This window comes from Candidatus Accumulibacter propinquus, from assembly GCF_056856495.1.
In genome coordinates this window covers 234697-255859 of record NZ_JBSEHC010000001.1, presented here as the reverse complement: position 1 = coordinate 255859, position 21163 = coordinate 234697, and the positions used below count along the sequence as shown (strand labels likewise).

The window sequence follows — 21163 nt, the reverse complement described above, 5'->3', positions numbered from 1 at the left end:
CCCGCGTGCGAATCTAGAGGCGCTTGAAGGCCACCGTGGCGTTGGTGCCGCCAAAGCCGAAAGAGTTCGAGATTCCGACGTCGATCTTCATCGGACGCGCTTCGTTGGCGCAATAGTCAAGGTCGCAGGACGCGTCCTGATTGAAGAGGTTGATGGTCGGCGGCGACACCTGATGATAAATCGCGAGCACGGTAAACAGGGCCTCGATACCACCCGCTGCGCCCAGCAAATGGCCGGTCATCGATTTGGTCGAGTTCACCACCAGCCTGCTGGCGTGATCACCGAAGGCACGCTTGACGGCGATCGTCTCCGCCTTGTCGCCCAGCGGGGTCGACGTCCCATGCGCATTGACGTACTGCACTTCGTCCGCATTCAACCCGGCATTACGCAGGGCGTTGGTCATGCAGCGCGCCGCGCCCTCACCGTCCTCGCAGGGTGCAGTCATGTGATGGGCGTCGGCACTCATGCCAAACCCTACTAGCTCGCAGTAGATTCTGGCACCCCGAGCCTTGGCATGTTCGTACTCCTCGAGCACCACGGTGCCGGCCCCTTCGCCAAGCACAAAGCCATCGCGATCCCTGTCCCATGGACGACTTGCCGTCTGCGGATCGTCGTTGCGCGTCGATAACGCACGCGGCGCACAAAAGCCCCCCAGCCCCAGGTTCGAGACACAGCCTTCAGCCCCGCCGGCAATCATGATGTCCGCATCGCCATATTCGATCAGGCGCCCGGCATCACCAATGCTGTGGGTACCCGTCGAACACGCGCTGACCAGCGAAATATTGGGACCCTTGTAGCCGCACATGATCGACAGATTGCCCGAGATCATGTTGATGATCGAACCAGGGACGAAGAATGGCGACACCTTGCGTACTCCACCCGCAGCGAAATCGTCGCAGGTGCTCTCGATCATTGGCAGGCCGCCAATCCCCGAGCCGATGGACACCCCAATCCGCTCAGGCCGCACCTGATTGGCGTCGAATCCCGCGTCACGTATGGCCTGAAGTCCGGCCGCCATGCCGTAATGGATGAAAACGTCCATCCGCCGGGCTTCTTTCGGCGACAGATACTGGCCGACGTCAAAACCCTTCACTTCACCAGCGATGCGAACGGGAAAGGTCGAAGCATCGAAACGGGTAACCGGGCCAATCCCCGAGCGCCCCGCAAGAATATTCTGCCAAGCTTCAGCGACAGAATTACCGACTGGAGAAACGATGCCAAGGCCGGTGATGACCACTCTGCGACGTGCCAACTTGAACTCCGAACACTAGAACATGCGGAAGCCGGAACTTCCCTTCTTCATGGTCACCCCTGCAGGACACGGCCAGCGACCCGTCCACAGGGACCTCCCACGCACGGTTGATTACTTTTTGTGAGCAGACACGTAGTCTATGGCCTGCTGAACGGTGGTGATCTTCTCGGCTTCGTCATCCGGGATCTCGCACTCGAACTCTTCTTCGAGAGCCATCACCAGTTCCACCGTGTCAAGCGAATCGGCCCCCAGATCATCGACAAACGACGATTCATTCTTGATGTCCGCCTCATTGACACCAAGTTGTTCCGCGACGATCTTCTTGACACGCTGCTCGATATTTTCCATCAAAATGTTCCTTCCAAAGTTCAAAAGTAAAACAAAACGCGCCATTCTAACAAAATGGCTGCAACTTACCAATCATCCTGGAAACGCTGCCCCAGCCCTGGTTGACTTGCCGGAAAACCTCATGACCATGACCCAGGGCGAGTGTCCGGACTGCTCAACCCATGAACATGCCGCCGTTAACGTGTATCGTCGTGCCGGTGACATAAGCGGCGCCGGCCGAAGCGAGAAACGCGACGGCGGCGGCGACCTCCTGAGGCGATCCGAGCCGCGCCAGCGGAATGCCCGCGAGCAGGGACTCCTTCTGCCGGTCGTCAAGCGCCCGCGTCATGTCGGTATCGATCAGACCGGGCGCGACGCAATTCACGGTGATGTTGCGACTGCCCAACTCGCGAGCCAGCGCGCGGCTCATGCCGGTGACCCCGGCCTTGGCGGCGCAGTAATTCACCTGCCCCGGATTGCCGGCGTGACCGACAACCGAAGTCACGTTGATGATCCGACCCTGCCGGGCCTTCATCATCCCGCGCATGACCGCCTTGGAAAGTCGGAAGACGGCCTTCAAGTCGGTGTCGAGGACCGTATCCCACTCGTCGTCCTTCAGTCGCAGAGCAAGGTTGTCGCGGGTAATGCCGGCGTTATTGACCAGGACCGTCACCGCTCCGTAGGTCTTCTCGATGTGACCGATCAACGCATCGACCTGCAGTGCATCGCGCACTTCCAGTACTGCTCCCTCACCCCGGCAAGCTGCCTCACCCAGAAACGCCGATATCGTTTCGGCACCCGTGGGACTGGTTGCCGTCCCGACCACGCTGGCCCCAAGGCGGCCGAGTTCCAGGGCAATCGCCCGGCCGATGCCACGCGACGCACCGGTCACGAGGGCAACTTGTCCGTCGAGCATTCTCACCTACTCCAGGTTTGCAACGGCGGCTTCCAGGGCCACCAGATCAGCCAGCGCGACACTGGCCAGATTGTCGGCACAGCGTTTGCTGAGACCGGCGAGGACCTTGCCGGGACCGCATTCGGCCACCGTCGTGATGCCCATCGCCGCCATTTTCCGGATCGTCTCGACCCAACGCACCGGCGAGTACGCCTGCCGGATCAGCGCGTCCTTGATCTTGTCGGACTCCGACTCGATCAGCACATCGACGTTATTGATCACCGGAATGCATGCGCTTGCGAAGTTCACTCCGGCCAGCCCGGCGGCCAGTTTGTCCGCCGCCGGTCGCAGCAACGAGGAATGGAAGGGTGCAGAAACTGGCAGCAATAGCGCGCGCTTGGCACCACGCGCCTTGCACCCCGCGCAGGCGAGTTCGACTGCCGCCTTGCTGCCGGCGATGACGGTCTGCCCGGGGCCATTGAAATTGACCGCTTGCACCACGGCGCCAGCGCCTGCCGATGCCTCTGCTTCGGCGCAGGCAGCGGCGATCTTGTCGTCGTCGAGACCAAGAATGGCCGCCATCGCGCCAGCGCCCACGGGCACCGCCTCCTGCATCGCGGCCGCACGCAGACGCACCAGGGGCACCGCATCGGCAAACGCGATCACCCTGGCGGCGACCAGTGCCGCGTATTCGCCCAGGCTGTGTCCGGCCACCACCGCCGGCAATCTGCCGCCCTTGTCCAGCCACAGCCGATAGACCGCGATATCGGCGACCAGCATCACGGGCTGGGTGTTGACCGTCTGCGCCAGCGCTTCGGCGGGTCCCTCGGCAAGCAGTTGCCAGAGATCCTGGTCGAGTACCGCCGACGCCTCGTCGAAAGTGGCGCGCACGACGCGCGAATCGCCATAGGCCGCCATCATCCCGACTGACTGCGACCCCTGACCTGGAAAAACGAACGCGAACGCCATGTACCTTATCCTCCTTCAGAGCTCGATCAGCACCGCGCCCCAGGTAAAACCACCGCCAACGCCTTCGAGCAGGATCTTCTGTCCAGCCTGAATGCGTCGGTCGCGGACGGCTTCGTCCAGAGCCAGAGGTACCGAGGCTGCCGAGGTATTGCCATGCCGGTCGACGGTGACGATAACCTTGTCCATGGGCAGCTTCATGCGCTTGGCGGTGGCTTCGAGAATGCGAATGTTGGCCTGGTGCGGGATCAGCCAGTCGATGTCTGCCGGCGAGATGCCGGCCGCCCGGCAGCACTCCTCCGCCACCTCGGCCAGAACGCGGACGGCAAACTTGAATACCGCCTGCCCATCCATGCGCAGGAAGGGATCGCCAGTCACCTGCCCGCCGCAGACGCTGCCCGGAACCGACAGAATGCCGTGGTGCGCGCCGTCGGCATGCAGGGCGGTGGCCAGGATTCCCGGCTGCTCGGAAGCCTCGACCACGACCGCACCGGCACCGTCGCCAAACAGCACGCAGGTGGCACGATCGGACCAGTCGAGAATGCGCGAAAAGACCTCGGAACCGACCACCAGAGCCCGCCGATGACTGCCAGAACGAATGAACTTGTCGGCAATCGTCAGCGCATAGACGAAACCGCTGCAGACCGCCTGGACATCGAAGGCCGTCGCGCCATGATTACCCAGCTTGCTCTGCAGCAGACAGGCCGTGCTCGGGAAGATGTAATCAGGAGTCGAGGTCGCAACGATGATCAGATCCAGATCGGAGGCCGCGAGACCTGCGCCGGCCAACGCCCGGCGACTTGCCTCCAGGGCCAGATCGCTGGAGGTTTCGCCGTTCTCCGCCAGATGGCGGAACCTGATGCCGGTACGACTGCTGATCCACTGGTCGCTGGTTTCAATACCACGGCGAGCCAGATCGTCGTTGCTGACGGGCTCGCCGGGCAGAAAACTGCCGATCCCGGTAATGCGGGAAAACATGTTATGCGGTCTCCTGTAGCGGTTGTTGTTGCGCAACGCGTTCGCTGATACGTGCCAGGACACCGCTGCGGGCCTCATCCGCGGCGCGCTCCAGCGCGCGCGTGAAGGCCAGGGCATCCGCCGAGCCGTGACTCTTGACGACGATTCCTTTCAGACCGAGGAGAGTGGCACCGTTGTATTGCCGATGGTCCACCCGGTTCTTGAACCGCTTGAGGACCGGCATGGCGATCAGTGCCGCCAGTTTGGTCAACAAGTTGCGCCGGAACTCCTGGCGGAGAAAGGTGGCCAGCAGTTGCGCCAGACCTTCCGAGGTCTTGAGCGCGACATTGCCGACAAAGCCATCGCAGACGATGACGTCGGCCTCGCCCTTGTAAAGGCCGTCACCTTCTACGTTGCCGACGAAATTCAGGCCCGAATCCCAAAGCAGATCGGCGGCCCGCTTGACCACATCGTTACCCTTGATGTCTTCCTCGCCGATGTTCAGTATCCCCACCGTTGGTCGATCGCGGTGCTCGATCGCCGAAACCAGCGAAGCACCCATGATCCCGAACTGCAGCAGATGCTCCGGACTGCAATCGACGTTGGCGCCGAGATCGAGCACGTGCGTGTGTCCGCCCAGCGTCGGCAGAACGGCGCAGATCGCCGGGCGGTCGATGCCCGGCAGCATCTTGAGGACGAAGCGGGAAATGGCCATCAGCGCCCCGGTGTTGCCCGCCGATACACAGGCATCGGCCTCGCCGAGCTTGACCAGATTGATCGCCACCCGCATAGACGAGTCCTTCTTGGAGCGCAGGGCCAGCGCCGGCGATTCATCCATGGCCACCACTTCCGAGGCATGGCGAACGGCAATCCGTCCAACGGCGGCATCCCCCAGGAAGGGACGAATGCTTTCGGCAAGACCAACGAGGACGACGCGCACGTCGGGATGATCGCGAACGAAATCCAGTGCCGCGGGAACGGTCACTTGGGGACCGTGATCCCCTCCCATGCAGTCGATGGCGACGGTAATAGTCATCCGCTGGCAGACAAAAGAAAAGGCAGGCAGTTCACCGATGCGGGGAACTGCCTGCCCATTCCAGAAAAATCACTCGCCCGAACCCTTCACCACCTTCTTGCCGCGATAGAAGCCCGACGGGCTGACGTGGTGACGCAAGTGCACCTCACCGGTGGTCGGTTCAAGCGCCAGCGGCAGGCCACCCAGCGAGTCGTGTGAACGATGCATGCCGCGCTTGGACGGGGACTTCTTGTTCTGTTGAACAGCCATGACCAACTCCTAAAAACTAATTCATTAAGCCTTGCCGTGCAGGCCGGCCAACACCGAAAAGGGCGATACCTTCGCAGATTCCTGCCCACCGCCGGGCAGCATGCAGTCCGCATGTCGCGCCACGGAGGGCAGTGCCAGAAGAATCTCGTCCTCGATCAGTACGGCAACATCCAGTTCCTTCGCATGCGGCAGGAAGTCCCGGGAGTCATCCTCCAGTTCATCCTGCGTCAGGTCACCCTCGTGATCGACGAACTCCAGCAGACTGCGCAACTCCAGCGGGTACTCGACCGGCTCAAGACAACGTTGACAGCAGAGAGACAAGACACCATCCACCTCCACCAGCAACTGTGGCCTGTTCGACAATCCGATCGCACCCGCGATCCGGTACACCAGACTGCCGGCCGTATCGGTCAACAGGTCATGCAGTCGACGCAGCGACACGACCGGCAACTCGCCTTGCAGCGAACCGCCCTCGCGTCCAAAAACCTGGCTGTCAATAACAACGCGTCGCGACATAAGGGGCGCATGATATTATTTTCGGCTTTTGAAGTCAAAGCAGCGACAGTAGAAAATCGGTTATTTGCTGTTTTTTCCGTTTGCCCAACCTGCCTTCCAGCCTGTTCACGATGTGGTCGACCCGCCAATGCCCAAGCCTGCGCTGATTCTCGCCTCGACCTCCCCCTTCCGACGCGAACTGCTCGCCCGTCTGGGCCTGCCGTTCGAAACCGCAAACCCAGGCGTCGACGAGACGATGTTGCCGGATGAACGACCCGAAGCTGGCGCGCTCCGCCTGTCGCAGGCGAAGGCCGAAGCGGTCGCCAGTGCGTACCCCGAAGCCCTGATCATCGGCAGCGACCAGGTGGCCTGTCTTGATGGTCAGGTCTTCGGCAAGCCTGGAAACCACGCCAACGCCGTGCGCCAGTTGCGGGCGATGCGGGGTCGCAGCGTCAATTTCTTCACCGGCCTTTGCCTCCTCGACGCCAGCAGTGGCAGGTCCCATCTGCGAGGCGTGCCGACCCTGGTCACCTTCCGCGACCTGACCGACGCGGAAATCGACGCTTACCTGCGCAAGGAACAGCCGTACAACTGTGCCGGCAGCGCCAAGTCGGAGGGCCTGGGAATTTCCCTGATTGCCCGGATCGATGGCGAAGACCCCAACGCACTGATCGGCCTGCCGCTGATCGCGCTCTGCGACCTGCTGCGAATCGAGAACGTCTCTGTATTCTGACCCAGACCCGGCGCCCTCGCGCCCAGTGCAAGCGCCCAGGACCGGCAGACTTTATCTGATCCCGGTGCCGCTCGGGCAAACGCCGATCGCCGTTGCCCTGCCGCAATCGGTGCGGGCGTGCGCGCAGCGACTCAGCCATTTCGTCGCCGAGAACGCCAAGGCAGCGCGCGCCTTCCTGAAAGCGCTACCGTCCGACTGGCCACTGCAACAGATCGAGATCCAGGAGCTCAACGAACACACCGCGGCCAGCGCCCTCCCGCAACTGCTGGCGCCGACGCTGGGCGGAAGCGACCTCGGCCTGGTCTCGGAGGCAGGCTGTCCGGCGGTGGCCGACCCCGGGGCAGCACTGGTCGCCCTGGCCCACCGGCAGGGCATCCAGGTGGTTCCCCTGGTTGGCCCTTCGGCGATCCTGCTCGCCCTGATGGGCTCCGGACTCAGCGGCCAAAGCTTCACGTTTCACGGCTACCTGCCAAGCAGCAGTCAGGAGCGGGAAAAACGCTTGCGTGACCTCGAAAAGGAATCGCGGCTGCTGCAAAGAACCCAGATTTTCATCGAAACGCCCTACCGCAACCGTCAGATGCTGGAATCCCTGGTCAGCGCCTGCGCCGCAGGCACGCGCATCTGCGTTGCGACCGATCTCACGCTGGACACCGAGCAGATCACGACACGCCCGGCAGCCGCATGGCTGAGCCAGCCGCTACCCGAAATCGCCCGCCGGCCGACCGTCTTCCTGATGCAGGCCTAGCGACTGCGCCCCGCGCATGCTCAACGAAACAGCGGCCGTCCGGAGCCCAGGAGTGTCCCCAACAGCGTACCTGCCACCCCTTGCGTTGAATCGGCACGCAGGCGTTTGGCAAAGCGCTCGGCGATGTTCTCCTTGATCGTGAACTCGACGATCCGGTCGGCCTTGATCACGTCGCGGGCCACCGAACCAACGGTACCAAAACCATCGGCGAGACCCAGGCGAACGCTCTGACTACCGGTCCACATCAGGCCGCTGAACATGTCCGGCGTTTCCTTCAGGCGCGGCCCTCGCCCGCGCCGGACGATCTCGATGAACTGCTTGTGAATCTCGCGCAACAAGACCTGCGCGTGCTCCTTCTGTTTCGCGTCCTGTGGCGAGAACGGATCGAGGAAACCCTTGTTCTCTCCGGCGGTGAGCAGCCTTCTCTCGACGCCGAGTTTGTCCATCGTCCCGGTAAAGCCGAAGCCGTCCATCAGCACGCCGATCGAACCAACGATGCTGGCCTTGTCGACGTAGATCTTGTCGGCGGCCACGGCAACGTAATAGCCGCCGGAAGCACACAGATCCTCGACCACGACGTAGAGCGGAATCTGCGGGTGCTTGGTGCGCAAGCGACGAATTTCGTCGTGCACCAGTCCGGCCTGAACCGGGCTGCCGCCCGGGCTGTTGACCCGCAGAATGACGCCAGCAGTGCCCTTGTCAGCGAAGGCCGCCTGCAGCGCGTCGTTGATGTTCTGGGCACTGCCCTCGCCCTGCGCCTCGATCGTGCCATGCAGATGGATGACCGCAGTATGACGGCCGTCGGCAAGCTGCTCGGAACCGCCCCAATCGACCACCAGGACCAGCACCGCGACCAGATACGACAAGCCCGCGAGCTTGAAAAAGATTCCCCAGCGCCGCTTCGCCCGCTGCTCGTGCAAGGCGGCAAAAGCGACCTTCTCCAGCAACTGCCGTTCCCAGGGTGGTGCTTCTTCAGGGGTACTCAAGATTTCTGCTCGCCTACTGTAAGCGCCGTGTCAACGGCTCACGAAACTCCCCACTCCCGCAAGCGGCAGTGGGACGGGGGTGCGCAACGCGCATGCGGTTCAGTCCTGGAAGCAGTCCATCACCGTTGGCGTGAAGTACACCGCGCCATCACGTTCTTCGACGGGTACTGGCGTCAGGCCCTTGCCGTTGCAACGGCCGCCCAGACAACGACCGGATTCCGGCGCATAGAGCGCGCCATGCGTCGCGCAGATCAAGTATAACTTGGAATCGGCGAAGAATTCATTGGGCTGCCAGTCCAGTTCGATCGGCACGTGCGCGCAGCGATTGAGATAGGCAAACGCACGGCCCTGGTAACGCACGACAAATGCCGGTTCTTCCGCCCCTTCGCCGGCGACCGTAAACCGGACCCCCGGCCCCCCGTCGACCAGGTCCTCCGAACGGCAGATCAGGCGTGCGTGCGCAGCCATGCAGACAATTCCCCGGGCGTGCGCACCCGCCCCAGCGGTTGCAGTGCGTCCAGCGCCACCGCCGGATGCGCACCGTAGGCCACGGCCAGGGACGCGACGCCGGCGTTCCTGGCCATCTGCAGATCGTGCGTGGTGTCGCCGATCATCAGCGCCCGCCCGGCGTCGATCGACATCTCCGCCAGCAGTTCTTCGAGCATCTGCGGGTGCGGTTTCGAAAAACACTCGTCCGCACAACGCGAAGCATGGAAATACCTGCCCAGGCCACTCATGCGCAAGCTGCGATCGAGACCGAGACGGCTCTTCCCGGTGGCCACGGCCAGCAGGTAACCCGCCTCGGCCAGTTCGCCGATCAACTCCGCCACCCCTGCGAACAACTGCAACTCGTGGTCGTGCGACAGGTAGTGATGACGGTAGCGCGCGACCATCTGCGGGTAGCGCTCTTCGGGCAGGGCGGGCGACACGTGCCGCAAGGCGTCGTGCAGCCCGAGTCCGATCACATGCCGCGCCCGTTCATCGTCCGGTGTCGGCAACCCCAGATCGCGGCAGGCGGCCTTGATGGCGGCGACGATGGCCGCCGCCGAGTCGAGCAGCGTGCCGTCCCAGTCGAACACCAGCAATTCAAATCTTCTCGCCATAGTCCTGCGTTTCCTTCACCGAAATTCCCTGCAGGAAGCCGTTCAGGGCGGCTGGAAGCGCCGCTTCCAGCCGCAACTCTGTGCCGTGCAACGGATGTGGCAGGCGCATCTTCCAGGCGTGCAGAAACATCCGCTTCAGACCTTCCCTGGACAAGGCCTTGTTCAGCGCAAAATCACCATATTTCTCGTCGCCGGCGATCGGATAGCCCAGTTGCGCGAGATGCACGCGGATCTGGTGCGTTCGCCCCGTCCGCAGTTCCGCTTCGAGCAGACTGAAGTGCTGCCAGCGCGCGAGCAGCCGGAACACCGTATGCGCCGCCTTGCCCTCCTCGGAAACACGCACCCGCCGCTCACCCGAGGCCTGCAGATACTTGAGCAACGGCAGCCGAACATTGCGCAGCGGGTCCATCCAGCGGCCGCAGACCAGCACCAGGTAACGTTTGTCGGCGCCCCTCGCGCCGCCGCCGAGACCGCCGGCACGAAACATCTCGTGCAGCGCCAGAAGCACCGAGCGCTTCTTGCCAAGCAGCAGGACGCCGGAGGTTTCACGGTCCAGCCGGTGTGCAAGTTCGAGAAAACGCGCCTGTGGCCGCTGTCGGCGCAAGGCCTCGATTACACCGAAGCTTTCGCCGCTGCCGCCATGCACGGCGATGCCGGCCGGCTTGTCGACCACCAGCAGGCCATCGTCTTCGAAGATCACCGGCAGGTGCACCTTCAACTCGGCACCGGCAACGACTTCGTGTTCAGCGACGGCGATGCGCAGCGGCGGCATGCGCAGCAGGTCACCGCTCTGCAGGCGGTAGGAAACCTCCGCGCGCCGACCATTGACGCGCACCTGGCCGCTGCGCACGATGCTATAGACGTGGCTCTTGGGCACCCCCTTGCATTTCTTCAGCAGCAGATTGTCGAGCCGCTGTCCGTGCTCATTCTCGGTAATCAGCGTCGTGGTAACGGAGTTTTTGCTAACTTCGGCCATTTTGAATATACTTCATTCGTTTTGCGTCTTGGGTTGAAAGAGGCGCTGACCCGTGAGACCGTCGAGCGACGCCGAATCTAAAGCCATTGCGACGCACTTTCCGGCAGGCCTCAGCCGCCTCGCTTGCGCCACCTGCGCAAGATCACTCAACGCCAAACACCTGGTTAAGTACGCTCACCACAAAGTAGCGATACTACTTGAACTGCGCGCGCCGAGCACCTGTGGCGTGGCCCAGGCAGATTCCCGAGTCCTTGACGTTGAAGGCCCGACGAGCAGTCGAGTCGGCGAGATACCCCTATTAGTTGCCTTGCCGGAAAGCCTCTCAGGCATCCCAGCCGCAATTAATCCGTTACTGCCTGCACAAGGCCCTGCCCCCGTGATAGCGCGCGGGAGCCAAAATATGAAACGCATGCTGTTTAACGCGACACAGGCCGAGGAACTCCGTGTCGCCATCGTCGATGGTCAGAAGCTGATTGACCTGGACATCGAATCGGCCAACAAGGAACAGAAAAAAAGCAACATATATAAAGCGGTCATTACCCGCCTGGAACCCAGCCTGGAAGCGGCGTTCGTCGATTACGGATCGGAACGGCACGGCTTTCTGCCCTTCAAGGAAGTTTCGCGCGCGTTCTTCCAGCCGGGCGTGGAAGCCGGGCGCGCGACCATCAAGGAGGCCTTGCGCGAAGGGCAGGAACTGATCGTCCAGGTCGACAAGGACGAGCGTGGCAACAAGGGTGCGGCATTGACCACCTTCGTCAGTCTCGCCGGACGATATCTGGTGCTGATGCCCAACAATCCGCGCGGCGGCGGTGTTTCGCGGCGCGTCGAGGGCACCGAGCGCACCGAGTTGCGGGAAGTGATGGATCAGTTGCTGGTCGCGCCGGGCATGAGCCTGATTGCGCGCACCGCAGCGATCGGACGCAACGCCGAAGAACTGCAGTGGGACCTCAACTACCTCCTGCAGTTGTGGAAGGCCATCGAGGCCGCTGCCCAGCAGCAGAAAGGCGCCTTCCTGATCTACCAGGAAGGCAGCCTGGTGATCCGCGCGATCCGCGATTACTTCCAGCCCGATATCGGCGAGATCCTGATCGACACTGACGAGGTCTTCGACCAGGCGCAGCAGTTCATGGAACATGTGATGCCGGGCACCGTCAACCGCATCAAGCGCTATCGCGACGATGTGCCCTTGTTCTCGCGTTTCCAGATCGAGCATCAGATCGAGTCCGCCTATTCGCGCCAGGTCAGCCTGCCCTCGGGCGGGGCGATCGTCATCGACCACACCGAAGCGCTGGTATCGGTCGATGTGAACTCCGGCCGCTCGACACGTGGTGCCGACATCGAGGAAACCGCACTCAAGACCAACCTCGAAGCCGCCGAAGAAGTCGCCCGGCAGTTGCGCCTGCGCGACCTCGGCGGCCTGATCATCATCGACTTCATCGACATGGAAAATCAGCGCAATCAGCGCGAAGTCGAGAACCGCGTCCGCGAGGCGCTGCGCTTCGACCGCGCGCGCGTGCAGACCGGCAAGATCAGCCGCTTCGGCCTGCTCGAACTGTCGCGCCAGCGCCTGCGCCCGGCACTCGCCGAGACCAGCTACATCCCCTGCCCGCGCTGCTCGGGCACGGGCCACATTCGCAGCACCGAATCCGCCGCCCTGCATATCCTGCGCATCCTTGAAGAGGAAGCCATGAAGGACAACACCGCGGCGGTGCATGCGCAAGTGCCGGTTGATGTGGCCACCTTCCTGCTCAACGAGAAACGTACCGATGTCCAGGCGGTCGAGTTGCGGCAGAAGGTCACCATCCTCCTGATTCCCAACATTCACCTCGAAACGCCGCAGCACACCATCACACGCGTTCGCAACGACGACGCCGCCCAGGAGGATCTGCAGCAGGCCTCCTACCGGATGGTCGCATTGCCGACAGCGGATGACGGCAAGGACGCCGCGTCCACTCCGGAAAACAGGACGCCGCGCGCTGAGGCGGCGATCAAGGGCGTCACAGCGTCGCAGCCGGCGCCGATCGTCGCCGAAAAAACAGCGCTCGAACCGGAACCGACCGGCACGGTCATCAGTCGCTTCCTGAAGTGGATCGCTTCCTGGTTCCGCCGCAAGGACGAGCCCGCAGCGGTTCCACAACCCCCACCATCAACACGCGCCGGCACACCTGCCCGTGATGGCACGCGCGACCCGCGTCGACCCAGTGTCCGCGGACCACGCCGTGACGAGACGCGCGAGCTTCCCGAGGGTGAGACGCGCGGCAGCCGGGAGAACAGGGAAACATCACGGCAGACGGCTGCAGCCGATCGCAACGGCGTGCAGAAACCGCGTGAGCCACGCGAGGCGACGAGCGCTCGTCAGCCGGCCCCCCCACGTGAGCCGCGTGAACCGGCGGCTGCCGGCACGCCACGCGAGGCGGGGACAGCGCGTGAGCCAGGGGTGGCGCGCGAACCCCGCCGTCAGCCACCACGCGGCGAGCGGCGGCCGCCAACGGCCACCGCCGTCGCGGCGACCGGCACCGACCTTGCGCCACCGGCGACCGCGCCCGTGCTGGCCGCGTCCGAGCCTGGGCAAACCAGCGAAGAGTCCGGCAACAACACCCGTCGACGGGGGCGTCGCGGTGGCCGCCGTGAGCGCGGAGAAAGGATGGAAGACCCGGTTGAGCTGCACAACCGCGCGATCGCCGCGGAAAATGCTGTCAGCAGCGCTCCCGCCGACAGCAAGCTCGCCGTTGCACCGCTAACCGGTGCTCCCGAGGAACCGGCGTCCAGCCCGGCAGTTGCTGTCGCAGAGCCGGCCGCTGTCGTCAGCGTGGAACTTCCTGCGGTGATTGCCGAATCCGTCCCAACGGCGGCAACTCCGGCTCCTGCCGACGAGGTGCATGCCGCTCTGGCAGACGCCGATCCCGCTCCCCTTGCTGTCCCGCCTGCCGAGTCCGATACGCCGGCAACGCCGGCGATGGCGGAGTTCGTCGAGCCGGCAGGCGCGGCCGCAACGCCTCCGGCAACGCCCACGGTGGCAGAATCGCCGCTCCCGGAGACCAGCACCGTGTCGACCAGCAGCACAACCGCTGCCGCCCTCGACCATGCCTCCCCGGCGGACGACGTTCCCGATCCTGTCGCACCGGCGCCAGCGACGACACCGTCACTCGCCATCCAGCAAGCGATCGAGCAAAGCGGTCTGATCATGGTCGAAACGCGCCGGGACATCGCCGCGATGCCAACCCAGGCAAGCAGCGAGGAACCTGCGGCGACGCCTCCGCGCCGCCGGCGAACCGTGGTGGAGATTCCTGACGAACCCCTGGTACTGGTCGAAACCCGCCGGTAAGCCAGTCCCACCAGGCTCAGGACAATCTCCCGGCGGTCCCAGGGAGATTGTCCGCCACTCCGCAGGAAATCCAGGCCAGTACTGAAAGAGATGCACACCGCCCCGACTGCCGAAAGGTGGCCGGGGCGGTGTCATCATCGTGCCACGTCAAAGGCAACACCGACCTACAGTGGCAGATCGCCGCGGACGAAACGTTCCATTTCGGGCTTCAAACGGTCCATTTCCTCGGAGAGCGCGGTAGCGATTCCCGCGCAGCGCGGCCAATCGACGCTCCCCGCAGCCGCCTGCGCCGCGCGTTCGAGATCGAGGGCCAGGCACCGCGCCTTTTCGGCATGGAAGATGGCGAGCAGACTCTTGAGTGTATGCGCGCCCATGGACAATTGCGGTGCATCGCGGTGGCCGAGGTTCGAGCGGATCTGCAGCAGGTGATCATCCCATTCGCCGAGCAGCATGTCCGCCATCCTCGACAACAGATCGTTATCGCCCAGATCGCGCGCTGCCGCCGCGAGGTCGAGCGAAGTGGCGGTGAGTGCCACGCCGGCGCCTGATCGCAGCAGTTCCCCTTCAGTGCGCGCGACGAGGCAACGATCGATCGCCGCGTACAGTTCCTGCGAACTGATCGGCTTGGCCACATAGTCGTTCATACCCGCCTGCAGGCAACGATCACGGTCACCATCCATGGCGTTGGCGGTCATGGCGATGATCTGCACCGGACTGAATTCCTGCGACATCACCCAGCTCCGTCGCATCTCGCGTGCCCGAATCGACTCAGTCGCCTCGATGCCGCCCATCACCGGCATCTGCATATCCATCAGGATCAACTCGAAACGCCCCTGTTCGAAGCAATCAACGGCCTCCGCACCATTGTTGGCCAGCGTCACACGATAGCCGCGCTTTTCCAGCAACCGTCTGGCCAGTTCCTGATTGACCGGATTGTCTTCCACCAGCAGGACCTCAATCGTCCGCGCGTTGCTCGTCAGCGCCGGCGCTTCAAACTCGAAAGGCGCCAGCATCAGCTTTTCACCGCCCGACGGCTCGCAGAGCAGTTGCAGGGCGGCCAGCAGATCTTCCGGTGAAACCGGCTTGACGAGATGTGTAACCGCTTCGAGAGCACGCAGACGCTCGATGTTCTGGCGCTGCTGTTCGGTGGTCAGCAAGACCATCAGCTTCTCCGGGCAAGCCCCCTCCCGCCACGAGTCCGCGAGCGTCAGACCTCCGGGAGGCGGCATCAGGGCGTCAACCAGCACGTAGTCGTACGGAAAACCGACCGCCCGCGACTGCTCGATCACCTGCACCGCCTTCGCGGCGCTGCTGATCACCGACGCCTCGATACCGTGGCGGGCAAGCATCGCCACCAGTTGCTCGGCAACCGCCGGATGCTGTTCGAGCAGCAGCGCCCGCTGGCCACTGAACTGCAGCGCCGCAGGGGCAACGGCGGTACCCGCGGCGTTGCCGAAGCGGCAGGTGAAGTAAAAACACGACCCCTGGCCCTCGGAGCTGTCCAGCCACAGCCGGCCATGCATCATCTGCACCAGGTGGCTGCAGATCGTCAGGCCCAGCCCGGTACCACCGAAACGACGGGTCGTCGAATCGTCGCCCTGGGCGAACGCGTCGAAAATTGCGCGCTGCCGGTCCACCGGGATGCCGATGCCGGTATCGCGCACGGCAAAACGGAGCGTCGGCGCGTCGGCAGCGGATCCTTCGAGCGAAACCGTGACCCCGATCTCTCCCCGCTCGGTGAACTTGATCGCGTTCCCGACCAGGTTGCCGAGAATCTGGCGAAGTCGCGCCGGATCACCGATCACGCGCGCGGGCACCTCGGGCGCGACCGAAACGAGGATTTCCAGGCCTTTCAGGTGAGCGGTCACCGCCTGCGCGCGGATCACCTCATAGACCAGGTTGGACAAGGCAAAGGGAACTTCCTCGAATCGCAGCTTGCCCGCTTCGATCTTGGAAAAGTCCAGAATGTCGTTGACGATGGCCAGCAGCGATTCAGCCGACGCCTTGACCGTCTTCAGGTAACGTCGCTGCTCGGCGTCGAGCCGGGTATCGAGCGCCAGATCGGTCATCCCGATAATTCCGTTCATCGGCGTGCGAATTTCGTGGCTCATGTTGGCCAGGAAGGTGCCACGCGCCCGGTTGGCCGCTTCGGCAGCGTCCCTGGCCACCACCGCCGCCTGCTCGGCCTGCTTGAAGGCCGTGATGTCGCGCTGCAGGAGCAGCATGCGCAGGGGCTCATCGCGGTCGTCGCGGGCGACGATGCGTCCCTTCAGCAGCAGCCACCGCCAGGGCCCGGCCTTGCTGCGCAGACGGCAGGCGGTTTCGAAAATCGGCGTCTTTCCCTGAGCGTGCACCGCGATCGCCGTCCTGAACAACGTCAAGTCATCCGGGTGCATCAGGCTCTGCCACGCCGCGATGCTGTCTGCCAGTTCATCCGGCGGGTAACCGAGCAACGCTTTCCAGCCCCGACCGGACTCGATGCGACCGCTGCGCAAGTGCCAATCGGAAAAGGCGTCGCCCGACAGGTGGGCCTGCACGCTGCGCAGCCGGGCATGCCTGGCCAGCAGGACATCAACGCCTTCCAGGACCTGGGACACCCTACCGGCAAGTTCGGGCTCCCGGCTGGAGAGCGCCCGCATCAACTGCGCGAGCCCACTGCCGGTGTCCCCGCCAAGTGCGCCGGCAAGTCGGCGAAGCAGCGGTGAATCGTTCATCGCCAGCAACCGCTTGCGCACTGCGCGCCAGGACGGCAACGGCTCACCCGCAGTCGCTGCGCGGTGACTCGGTGACGGCCAGAAACCGCGCACGGGCAATCCCCTGTGGTCTGCATGCTTTCCCTTTCCTGGCGAGCAAAGACCGGTCGATCGCCGCCAAGCCTACCCTCAGCCCAATGCCACAACATCCAGGCGCCGGCGCGAGCGATCGTGCCGTCCACTCCCATCCATTCTATCGCCACAGACCGGCCATCAGCCAGGCAAAGGAGGAACGAATGGTCTACCATGGAACATACCCTCCGGACTCTCACGTGCCGACCTGATTGCAACAACATTGTGCGGCCAATGGCATCGGCGTAAAGTGAAGACAGTGTATGACTTTTCGGGTCGGGTCATCGCAAGGGGGACCACTACCGCTGGCGAGTTGCTGTACGGGGGAAGCAAGCCAGCCGTCATCGATCCACAGACGAAACCAGGGAGATCGGCATGTCCTTGTCCATCACTGCCAGCAGTTCGCTTCAGTTAGCGGACGTCAACACCCCGAAAGCGGCAACAACCGCGGCAAAACCGGGCGAAAAGATTGCCACGCCGGCGCAGGCCCGCTCGCAACTGAATGCGTCGATTATCACCGCTTCTTTCGAAGTCGCGATCAATTCACAGAATGAACCGCTGGCATTACTGCTGAAGACCGCGATCACCGGCATCAACGACCTGCTGCAACCCGAGTTTGGCGAGAATGCCCTGCAGCGTGCGGCGGGCCAGGACAACACCGCCGAAGGCACGGCGGGACGCATCGTGTCGCTATCCACCGGGTTCTATGAAGCCTTCAAGAACCAGCATGTCGGTGAAGATGAGGCGACCGTACTCAAGAATTTCATGACCACCCTGCGAGGCGGCTTCGAGCAGGGCTACAAGGAAGCGAGCAACATTCTTCAAGGCCTCAATGTGCTGAACGGTGATGTCGCCAGCGGTATCGGCAAGACCTATGAACTGGTGCAACAGGGTTACGCGGACTTCGAAGCGGCTCAGAGCAGCAGGATCAGCGGTACTCAGTCGGTGACTGCGGAAAACTAGAGCAGCACGACCAGAACGGGTCTCAGACCCGGTCGCTGTTATCTACTTATTTCCCTCGCTGCCTGGCCTGTTGCCGACTTTCCGGGAACTGGCGTCGTTATATCGGTTAGCCGTCGCACGCGGCTTGCTCTCCGTGCCGCTTGCCGTCAACAGGTTGGTTTCGCCGGTTGACCAGGTCGATCCGTGAACTCAACTCGGCCATTGACCTTACGTCTGAAATCGGTATTATGGGTCCGGCAACTTTCAGTGATGCGACCGGGCTGGGTCGCGGATCGTTTGATTCTGTATGGAGAGCGCCACATGAATCACACAAACCCATTCGTCCGTTTGCTCGGGTGCACCTTGGCATCGACGGTCTTGGCCATGTCGGCAATGTCTACGGCGGTGGCTCAGTCCAGCGCAGCGGCCAAGCAACCCAACATCATCCTCATCCTGTCCGACGACTTCGGCTACGGTGACTCTGGCCCTTATGGCGGCGGCGAAGGGCGGGGCATGCCGACGCCAAGCCTTGACCGGCTGGCGAAGGAGGGCATGACGTTCCACTCGTTCTATGCCCAACCCAGTTGCACCCCCGGTCGCGCCGCCGTACAGACGGGGCGCATCCCGAACCGCAGCGGCATGACGACCGTCGCCTTCCAGGGCCAGGGCGGCGGGCTGCCGAAGGCGGAGTGGACCCTGGCTTCCGTTCTCAAGCAGGGTGGCTACCAGACCTTCTTTACCGGCAAATGGCATCTGGGCGAAGCCGATTACGCATTGCCCACAGCCCACGGCTACGACGAAATGAGATATGTCGGTCTCTACCACCTCAATGCCTACACCTACGCTGATCCGACCTGGTTCCCCGACATGGATCCGAAGTTGCGCGAGATGTTCCAGAAAGTGACCAAGGGCGCCCTTTCCGGCACGGCGGGCGGTAAAGTCAGCGAGGACTTCAAGATCAACGGGCAGTACGTCAACACCCCCGAGAAAGGCGTGGTCGGCATTCCTTTCTTCGACGAGTATGTCGAGAAGGCGACCATCGAGCACCTGGACAAGGTGGCGAAATCGAGCAAGCCGTTCTTCATGAGCGTCAATTTCATGAAGGTGCACCAGCCGAACATGCCGCACCCGGACTTTGTGCACAAGTCGATGTCCAAGAGCAAGTATGCCGATTCCATCGTCGAGAACGACACCCGGATCGGCCGCGTCATTGAAAAGGTCCGTCAGCTCGGCCTTGACAAGAATACCTACATTTTCTGGACCACCGACAACGGTGCCTGGCAGGACGTCTATCCGGATGCCGGCTACACCCCGTTCCGCGGCACCAAGGGTACCGTTCGCGAGGGCGGCAATCGGGTTCCATCGATTGCCTGGGGGCCGAACATCAAGGCGGGGACCGTCAATCACGAGATCGTCGGCGGACTCGACTTCATGGCCACGTTTGCAGCGCTCGCCGGGGTCAAACTCCCGCAGAACGACCGCGAAGGCAAGTCGATGGTCTTCGACAGCTACGACATCACCCCGGTCCTGTTCGGCTCCGGCAAGTCACCGCGCAACGAGTGGTTCTACTTTACCGAAAACGAGTTGTCGCCGGGCGCAGCGCGTGTCGGCAATTACAAGGCGGTGTTCAACCTGCGTGGCGACAACGGGCAGGCAACCGGCGGTCTGGCCGTCGACTCCAACCTGGGCTGGAAAGGGGCTGAAAAATACGTGGCGACCGTGCCGCAGGTGTTCGACCTCTGGCAGGATCCGCAGGAGCGCTATGACTTGTTCATGAACAACTTCACCGAGCGCACATGGACGTTGGTGCCGATCTCCCAGGCGATCGAAAAGCTGATGAAGACCTACATCCAGCACCCGCCGCGCAAGTTGCAGAGCATGGGCTATGATGGGCCGATCGAGTTGTCAAAGTTCCAGAAATTTCAATCGGTGCGGGAACAACTCCAGAAGGATGGGATAAACATCGGCATACCGACCGGAAACTAAGCACACCAGCAAGGCGAAAGATAGTACTTGTTGGAAAGGCACGGGGGCGGCAGACTACCGCCCCCGTGCGTGCGCATATCAGGAAAGCAACAATCATGAAGATCGGTTTCAATCGACCCCACTTTGTCCGAGCGTTGGTGCTGGCCGCCTGCATCGCGTTTGGTGGCCTGGCCAGCGCCCAATCCGACCCGCTGCCCTCATGGAATGATGGACCCGCCAAGAAGGCAATCCTCGACTTCGTTCACACGACCACGACCCAGGGCAGTCCGAATTTCGTACCGACCGCCGAGCGCGTCGCCACCTTCGACCAGGATGGCACGCTGTGGGTCGAACAGCCGATGTATTCGCAGGTGATGTTTATCCTCGAGCGTGTACCCGCGCTGGTCAGGACCAAGCCCGAACTGGCCAAGGTAGCACCGTTCTCTACCGTGCTGGAGATCCTGAAGGGGGATCGTTCGGCTATCGCCAGGCTGACCCTGTCCGACCTCACGAAACTGGCTGGCGCAACGCTGAGCGGCATGCCGGTCGAGACTTTCCAGGGCGAGGCGCAGAAATGGCTGGCCGAGGCCAAGGATCCGCGCTGGAAAAAGCCCTATACCGACCTGACCTACCTGCCGATGCAGGAAGTGCTGAAATACCTCCGTGCCAGCGGCTACAAGACCTACATCGTCACTGGCGGCGGCCAGGACTTCGTGCGCGCGTATGCCGAAGCCACCTACGGAATCCCACCGGAACAGGTGGTCGGCACCGCCTTCGGCACCACCTACGGTTATGGCAAGGACGGCAAACCCTTCCTGACCAAGGCACCGAAACTGCTGCTCAACGACAACAACGCCGGCAAGCCGGAAGCCATCCACCTGATGATCGGGCGTCGCCCGAACATGGCGGTCGGCAACTCGATCGGCGACCAGCAGATGCTCGAATACACCAGGACCGGCGACGGGGCACGGCTGGCGATGCTGGTCCTGCACGACGATGCCAGGCGCGAATATGCCTACGGACCGGCGCAGGGCTTGCCGGCAACCAAGGTGGGCAACTTCACGCAGCCGCTTTACGACGAGGCGCAGAAGCAGGGCTGGACGGTCGTCAGCATGAAGAATGACTGGAGAAAAGTTTTTGCCTTCGAGTGATGGCCACGCCGCCGCGCTTAACGAGTGCTCTGTACAGGCGGAGTCGCGTCACCACTACACGGGTTCAGCAAGTTCCACCTGGGCTGCTGGAAGCGTGTATCGGGCTGGTTGCCGAATGCGTGCCGTTGGTGCCGAACTGATGCCCTGATTCGCTTCGAGAGGGATGCCGGAGGAAATCGGCTTGCTCAGCGCATAACCAATTCAGTAGCTGGCTGACGACAACGGACAATTGACC

19 protein-coding genes are annotated in these 21163 nt (G+C 62.9%); 6 read left to right on the top strand and 13 right to left on the bottom strand.

Features of this window, described 5'->3' with window-relative positions:
* Positions 1-13: 13 nt before the first annotated feature.
* From fabF to AC15MQ_RS01105, 8 genes are all read right to left on the bottom strand, one after another.
* Positions 14-1252: a beta-ketoacyl-ACP synthase II gene (gene fabF, locus AC15MQ_RS01140; RefSeq protein WP_483079080.1), complete on the bottom strand. Its 1239-nt coding sequence runs from the start codon at positions 1250-1252 to the stop codon at positions 14-16.
* A gap of 111 nt (positions 1253-1363) precedes the next feature.
* Positions 1364-1600, bottom strand: a complete 237-nt coding sequence (gene acpP / locus AC15MQ_RS01135) for an acyl carrier protein (protein ID WP_287654177.1) — start codon at positions 1598-1600, stop codon at positions 1364-1366.
* A gap of 154 nt (positions 1601-1754) precedes the next feature.
* A complete protein-coding gene (fabG, locus tag AC15MQ_RS01130) occupies positions 1755-2495 on the bottom strand; it encodes a 3-oxoacyl-ACP reductase FabG (protein ID WP_483079079.1) in 741 nt (246 codons plus the stop codon).
* 6 nt (positions 2496-2501) lie between these two features.
* The gene (gene fabD, locus AC15MQ_RS01125) at positions 2502-3443 is read right to left on the bottom strand and encodes an ACP S-malonyltransferase (RefSeq protein ID WP_483079078.1); all 942 of its coding nucleotides are present in this window, start codon (positions 3441-3443) and stop codon (positions 2502-2504) included.
* A gap of 15 nt (positions 3444-3458) precedes the next feature.
* Entirely contained in the window at positions 3459-4418 is a 960-nt protein-coding gene (locus tag AC15MQ_RS01120) for a beta-ketoacyl-ACP synthase III (protein WP_287654174.1), read from the bottom strand.
* A gap of 1 nt (position 4419) precedes the next feature.
* Positions 4420-5433 (bottom strand): phosphate acyltransferase PlsX, encoded by a 1014-nt coding sequence (gene plsX / locus AC15MQ_RS01115; RefSeq protein WP_287654173.1) that lies wholly within the window; start codon positions 5431-5433, stop codon positions 4420-4422.
* 69 nt (positions 5434-5502) lie between these two features.
* The gene (gene rpmF, locus AC15MQ_RS01110; RefSeq protein WP_287654172.1) at positions 5503-5682 is read right to left on the bottom strand and encodes a 50S ribosomal protein L32; all 180 of its coding nucleotides are present in this window, start codon (positions 5680-5682) and stop codon (positions 5503-5505) included.
* Positions 5683-5706: 24 nt separating this feature from the next.
* A complete protein-coding gene (locus tag AC15MQ_RS01105) occupies positions 5707-6198 on the bottom strand; it encodes a YceD family protein (protein ID WP_287654171.1) in 492 nt (163 codons plus the stop codon).
* A gap of 127 nt (positions 6199-6325) precedes the next feature.
* Between AC15MQ_RS01105 and AC15MQ_RS01100 the strand changes: the two genes are divergently transcribed.
* Both AC15MQ_RS01100 and AC15MQ_RS01095 read left to right on the top strand, forming a co-directional pair.
* On the top strand, positions 6326-6910 hold the full coding sequence (locus tag AC15MQ_RS01100) for a Maf family protein (RefSeq protein WP_332336406.1): 585 nt from the start codon (positions 6326-6328) through the stop codon (positions 6908-6910).
* 25 nt (positions 6911-6935) lie between these two features.
* Positions 6936-7655, top strand: coding sequence for an SAM-dependent methyltransferase (locus AC15MQ_RS01095; protein WP_332336407.1), 720 nt, complete (start codon positions 6936-6938; stop codon positions 7653-7655).
* 20 nt (positions 7656-7675) lie between these two features.
* On the opposite strand, the gene AC15MQ_RS01090 is transcribed toward AC15MQ_RS01095, so the two are convergent.
* From AC15MQ_RS01090 to AC15MQ_RS01075, 4 genes are all read right to left on the bottom strand, one after another.
* A complete protein-coding gene (locus AC15MQ_RS01090) occupies positions 7676-8641 on the bottom strand; it encodes a S49 family peptidase (RefSeq protein WP_287669464.1) in 966 nt (321 codons plus the stop codon).
* Positions 8642-8740: 99 nt separating this feature from the next.
* Positions 8741-9109 (bottom strand): Rieske (2Fe-2S) protein, encoded by a 369-nt coding sequence (locus tag AC15MQ_RS01085; RefSeq protein WP_287654167.1) that lies wholly within the window; start codon positions 9107-9109, stop codon positions 8741-8743.
* Entirely contained in the window at positions 9088-9744 is a 657-nt protein-coding gene (locus tag AC15MQ_RS01080; protein WP_483079077.1) for an HAD family hydrolase, read from the bottom strand. The genes AC15MQ_RS01085 and AC15MQ_RS01080 overlap by 22 nt, the downstream gene beginning before the upstream one ends.
* Positions 9728-10720, bottom strand: a complete 993-nt coding sequence (locus AC15MQ_RS01075) for an RluA family pseudouridine synthase (RefSeq protein ID WP_350496103.1) — start codon at positions 10718-10720, stop codon at positions 9728-9730. The genes AC15MQ_RS01080 and AC15MQ_RS01075 overlap by 17 nt, the downstream gene beginning before the upstream one ends.
* Before the next feature lie 400 nt (positions 10721-11120).
* Between AC15MQ_RS01075 and AC15MQ_RS01070 the strand changes: the two genes are divergently transcribed.
* Entirely contained in the window at positions 11121-14045 is a 2925-nt protein-coding gene (locus AC15MQ_RS01070) for an Rne/Rng family ribonuclease (RefSeq protein WP_483079076.1), read from the top strand.
* 164 nt (positions 14046-14209) lie between these two features.
* Here the strand turns inward: AC15MQ_RS01070 and AC15MQ_RS01065 are convergent, their stop codons facing one another.
* The gene (locus tag AC15MQ_RS01065) at positions 14210-16852 is read right to left on the bottom strand and encodes a response regulator (protein ID WP_483079075.1); all 2643 of its coding nucleotides are present in this window, start codon (positions 16850-16852) and stop codon (positions 14210-14212) included.
* 393 nt (positions 16853-17245) lie between these two features.
* Here AC15MQ_RS01065 and AC15MQ_RS01060 point away from each other — a divergent pair, with 393 nt between their 5' ends.
* The 3 genes from AC15MQ_RS01060 (at position 17246) to AC15MQ_RS01050 (ending at position 20928) form a co-directional block, all read left to right on the top strand.
* Positions 17246-17833 (top strand): DUF5610 domain-containing protein, encoded by a 588-nt coding sequence (locus AC15MQ_RS01060; protein ID WP_287654588.1) that lies wholly within the window; start codon positions 17246-17248, stop codon positions 17831-17833.
* A gap of 363 nt (positions 17834-18196) precedes the next feature.
* A complete protein-coding gene (locus AC15MQ_RS01055) occupies positions 18197-19798 on the top strand; it encodes an arylsulfatase (protein ID WP_483079224.1) in 1602 nt (533 codons plus the stop codon).
* A 95-nt stretch (positions 19799-19893) separates the two neighbouring features.
* A complete protein-coding gene (locus tag AC15MQ_RS01050; protein ID WP_483079074.1) occupies positions 19894-20928 on the top strand; it encodes an HAD family hydrolase in 1035 nt (344 codons plus the stop codon).
* Positions 20929-21163 lie beyond the last annotated feature (235 nt).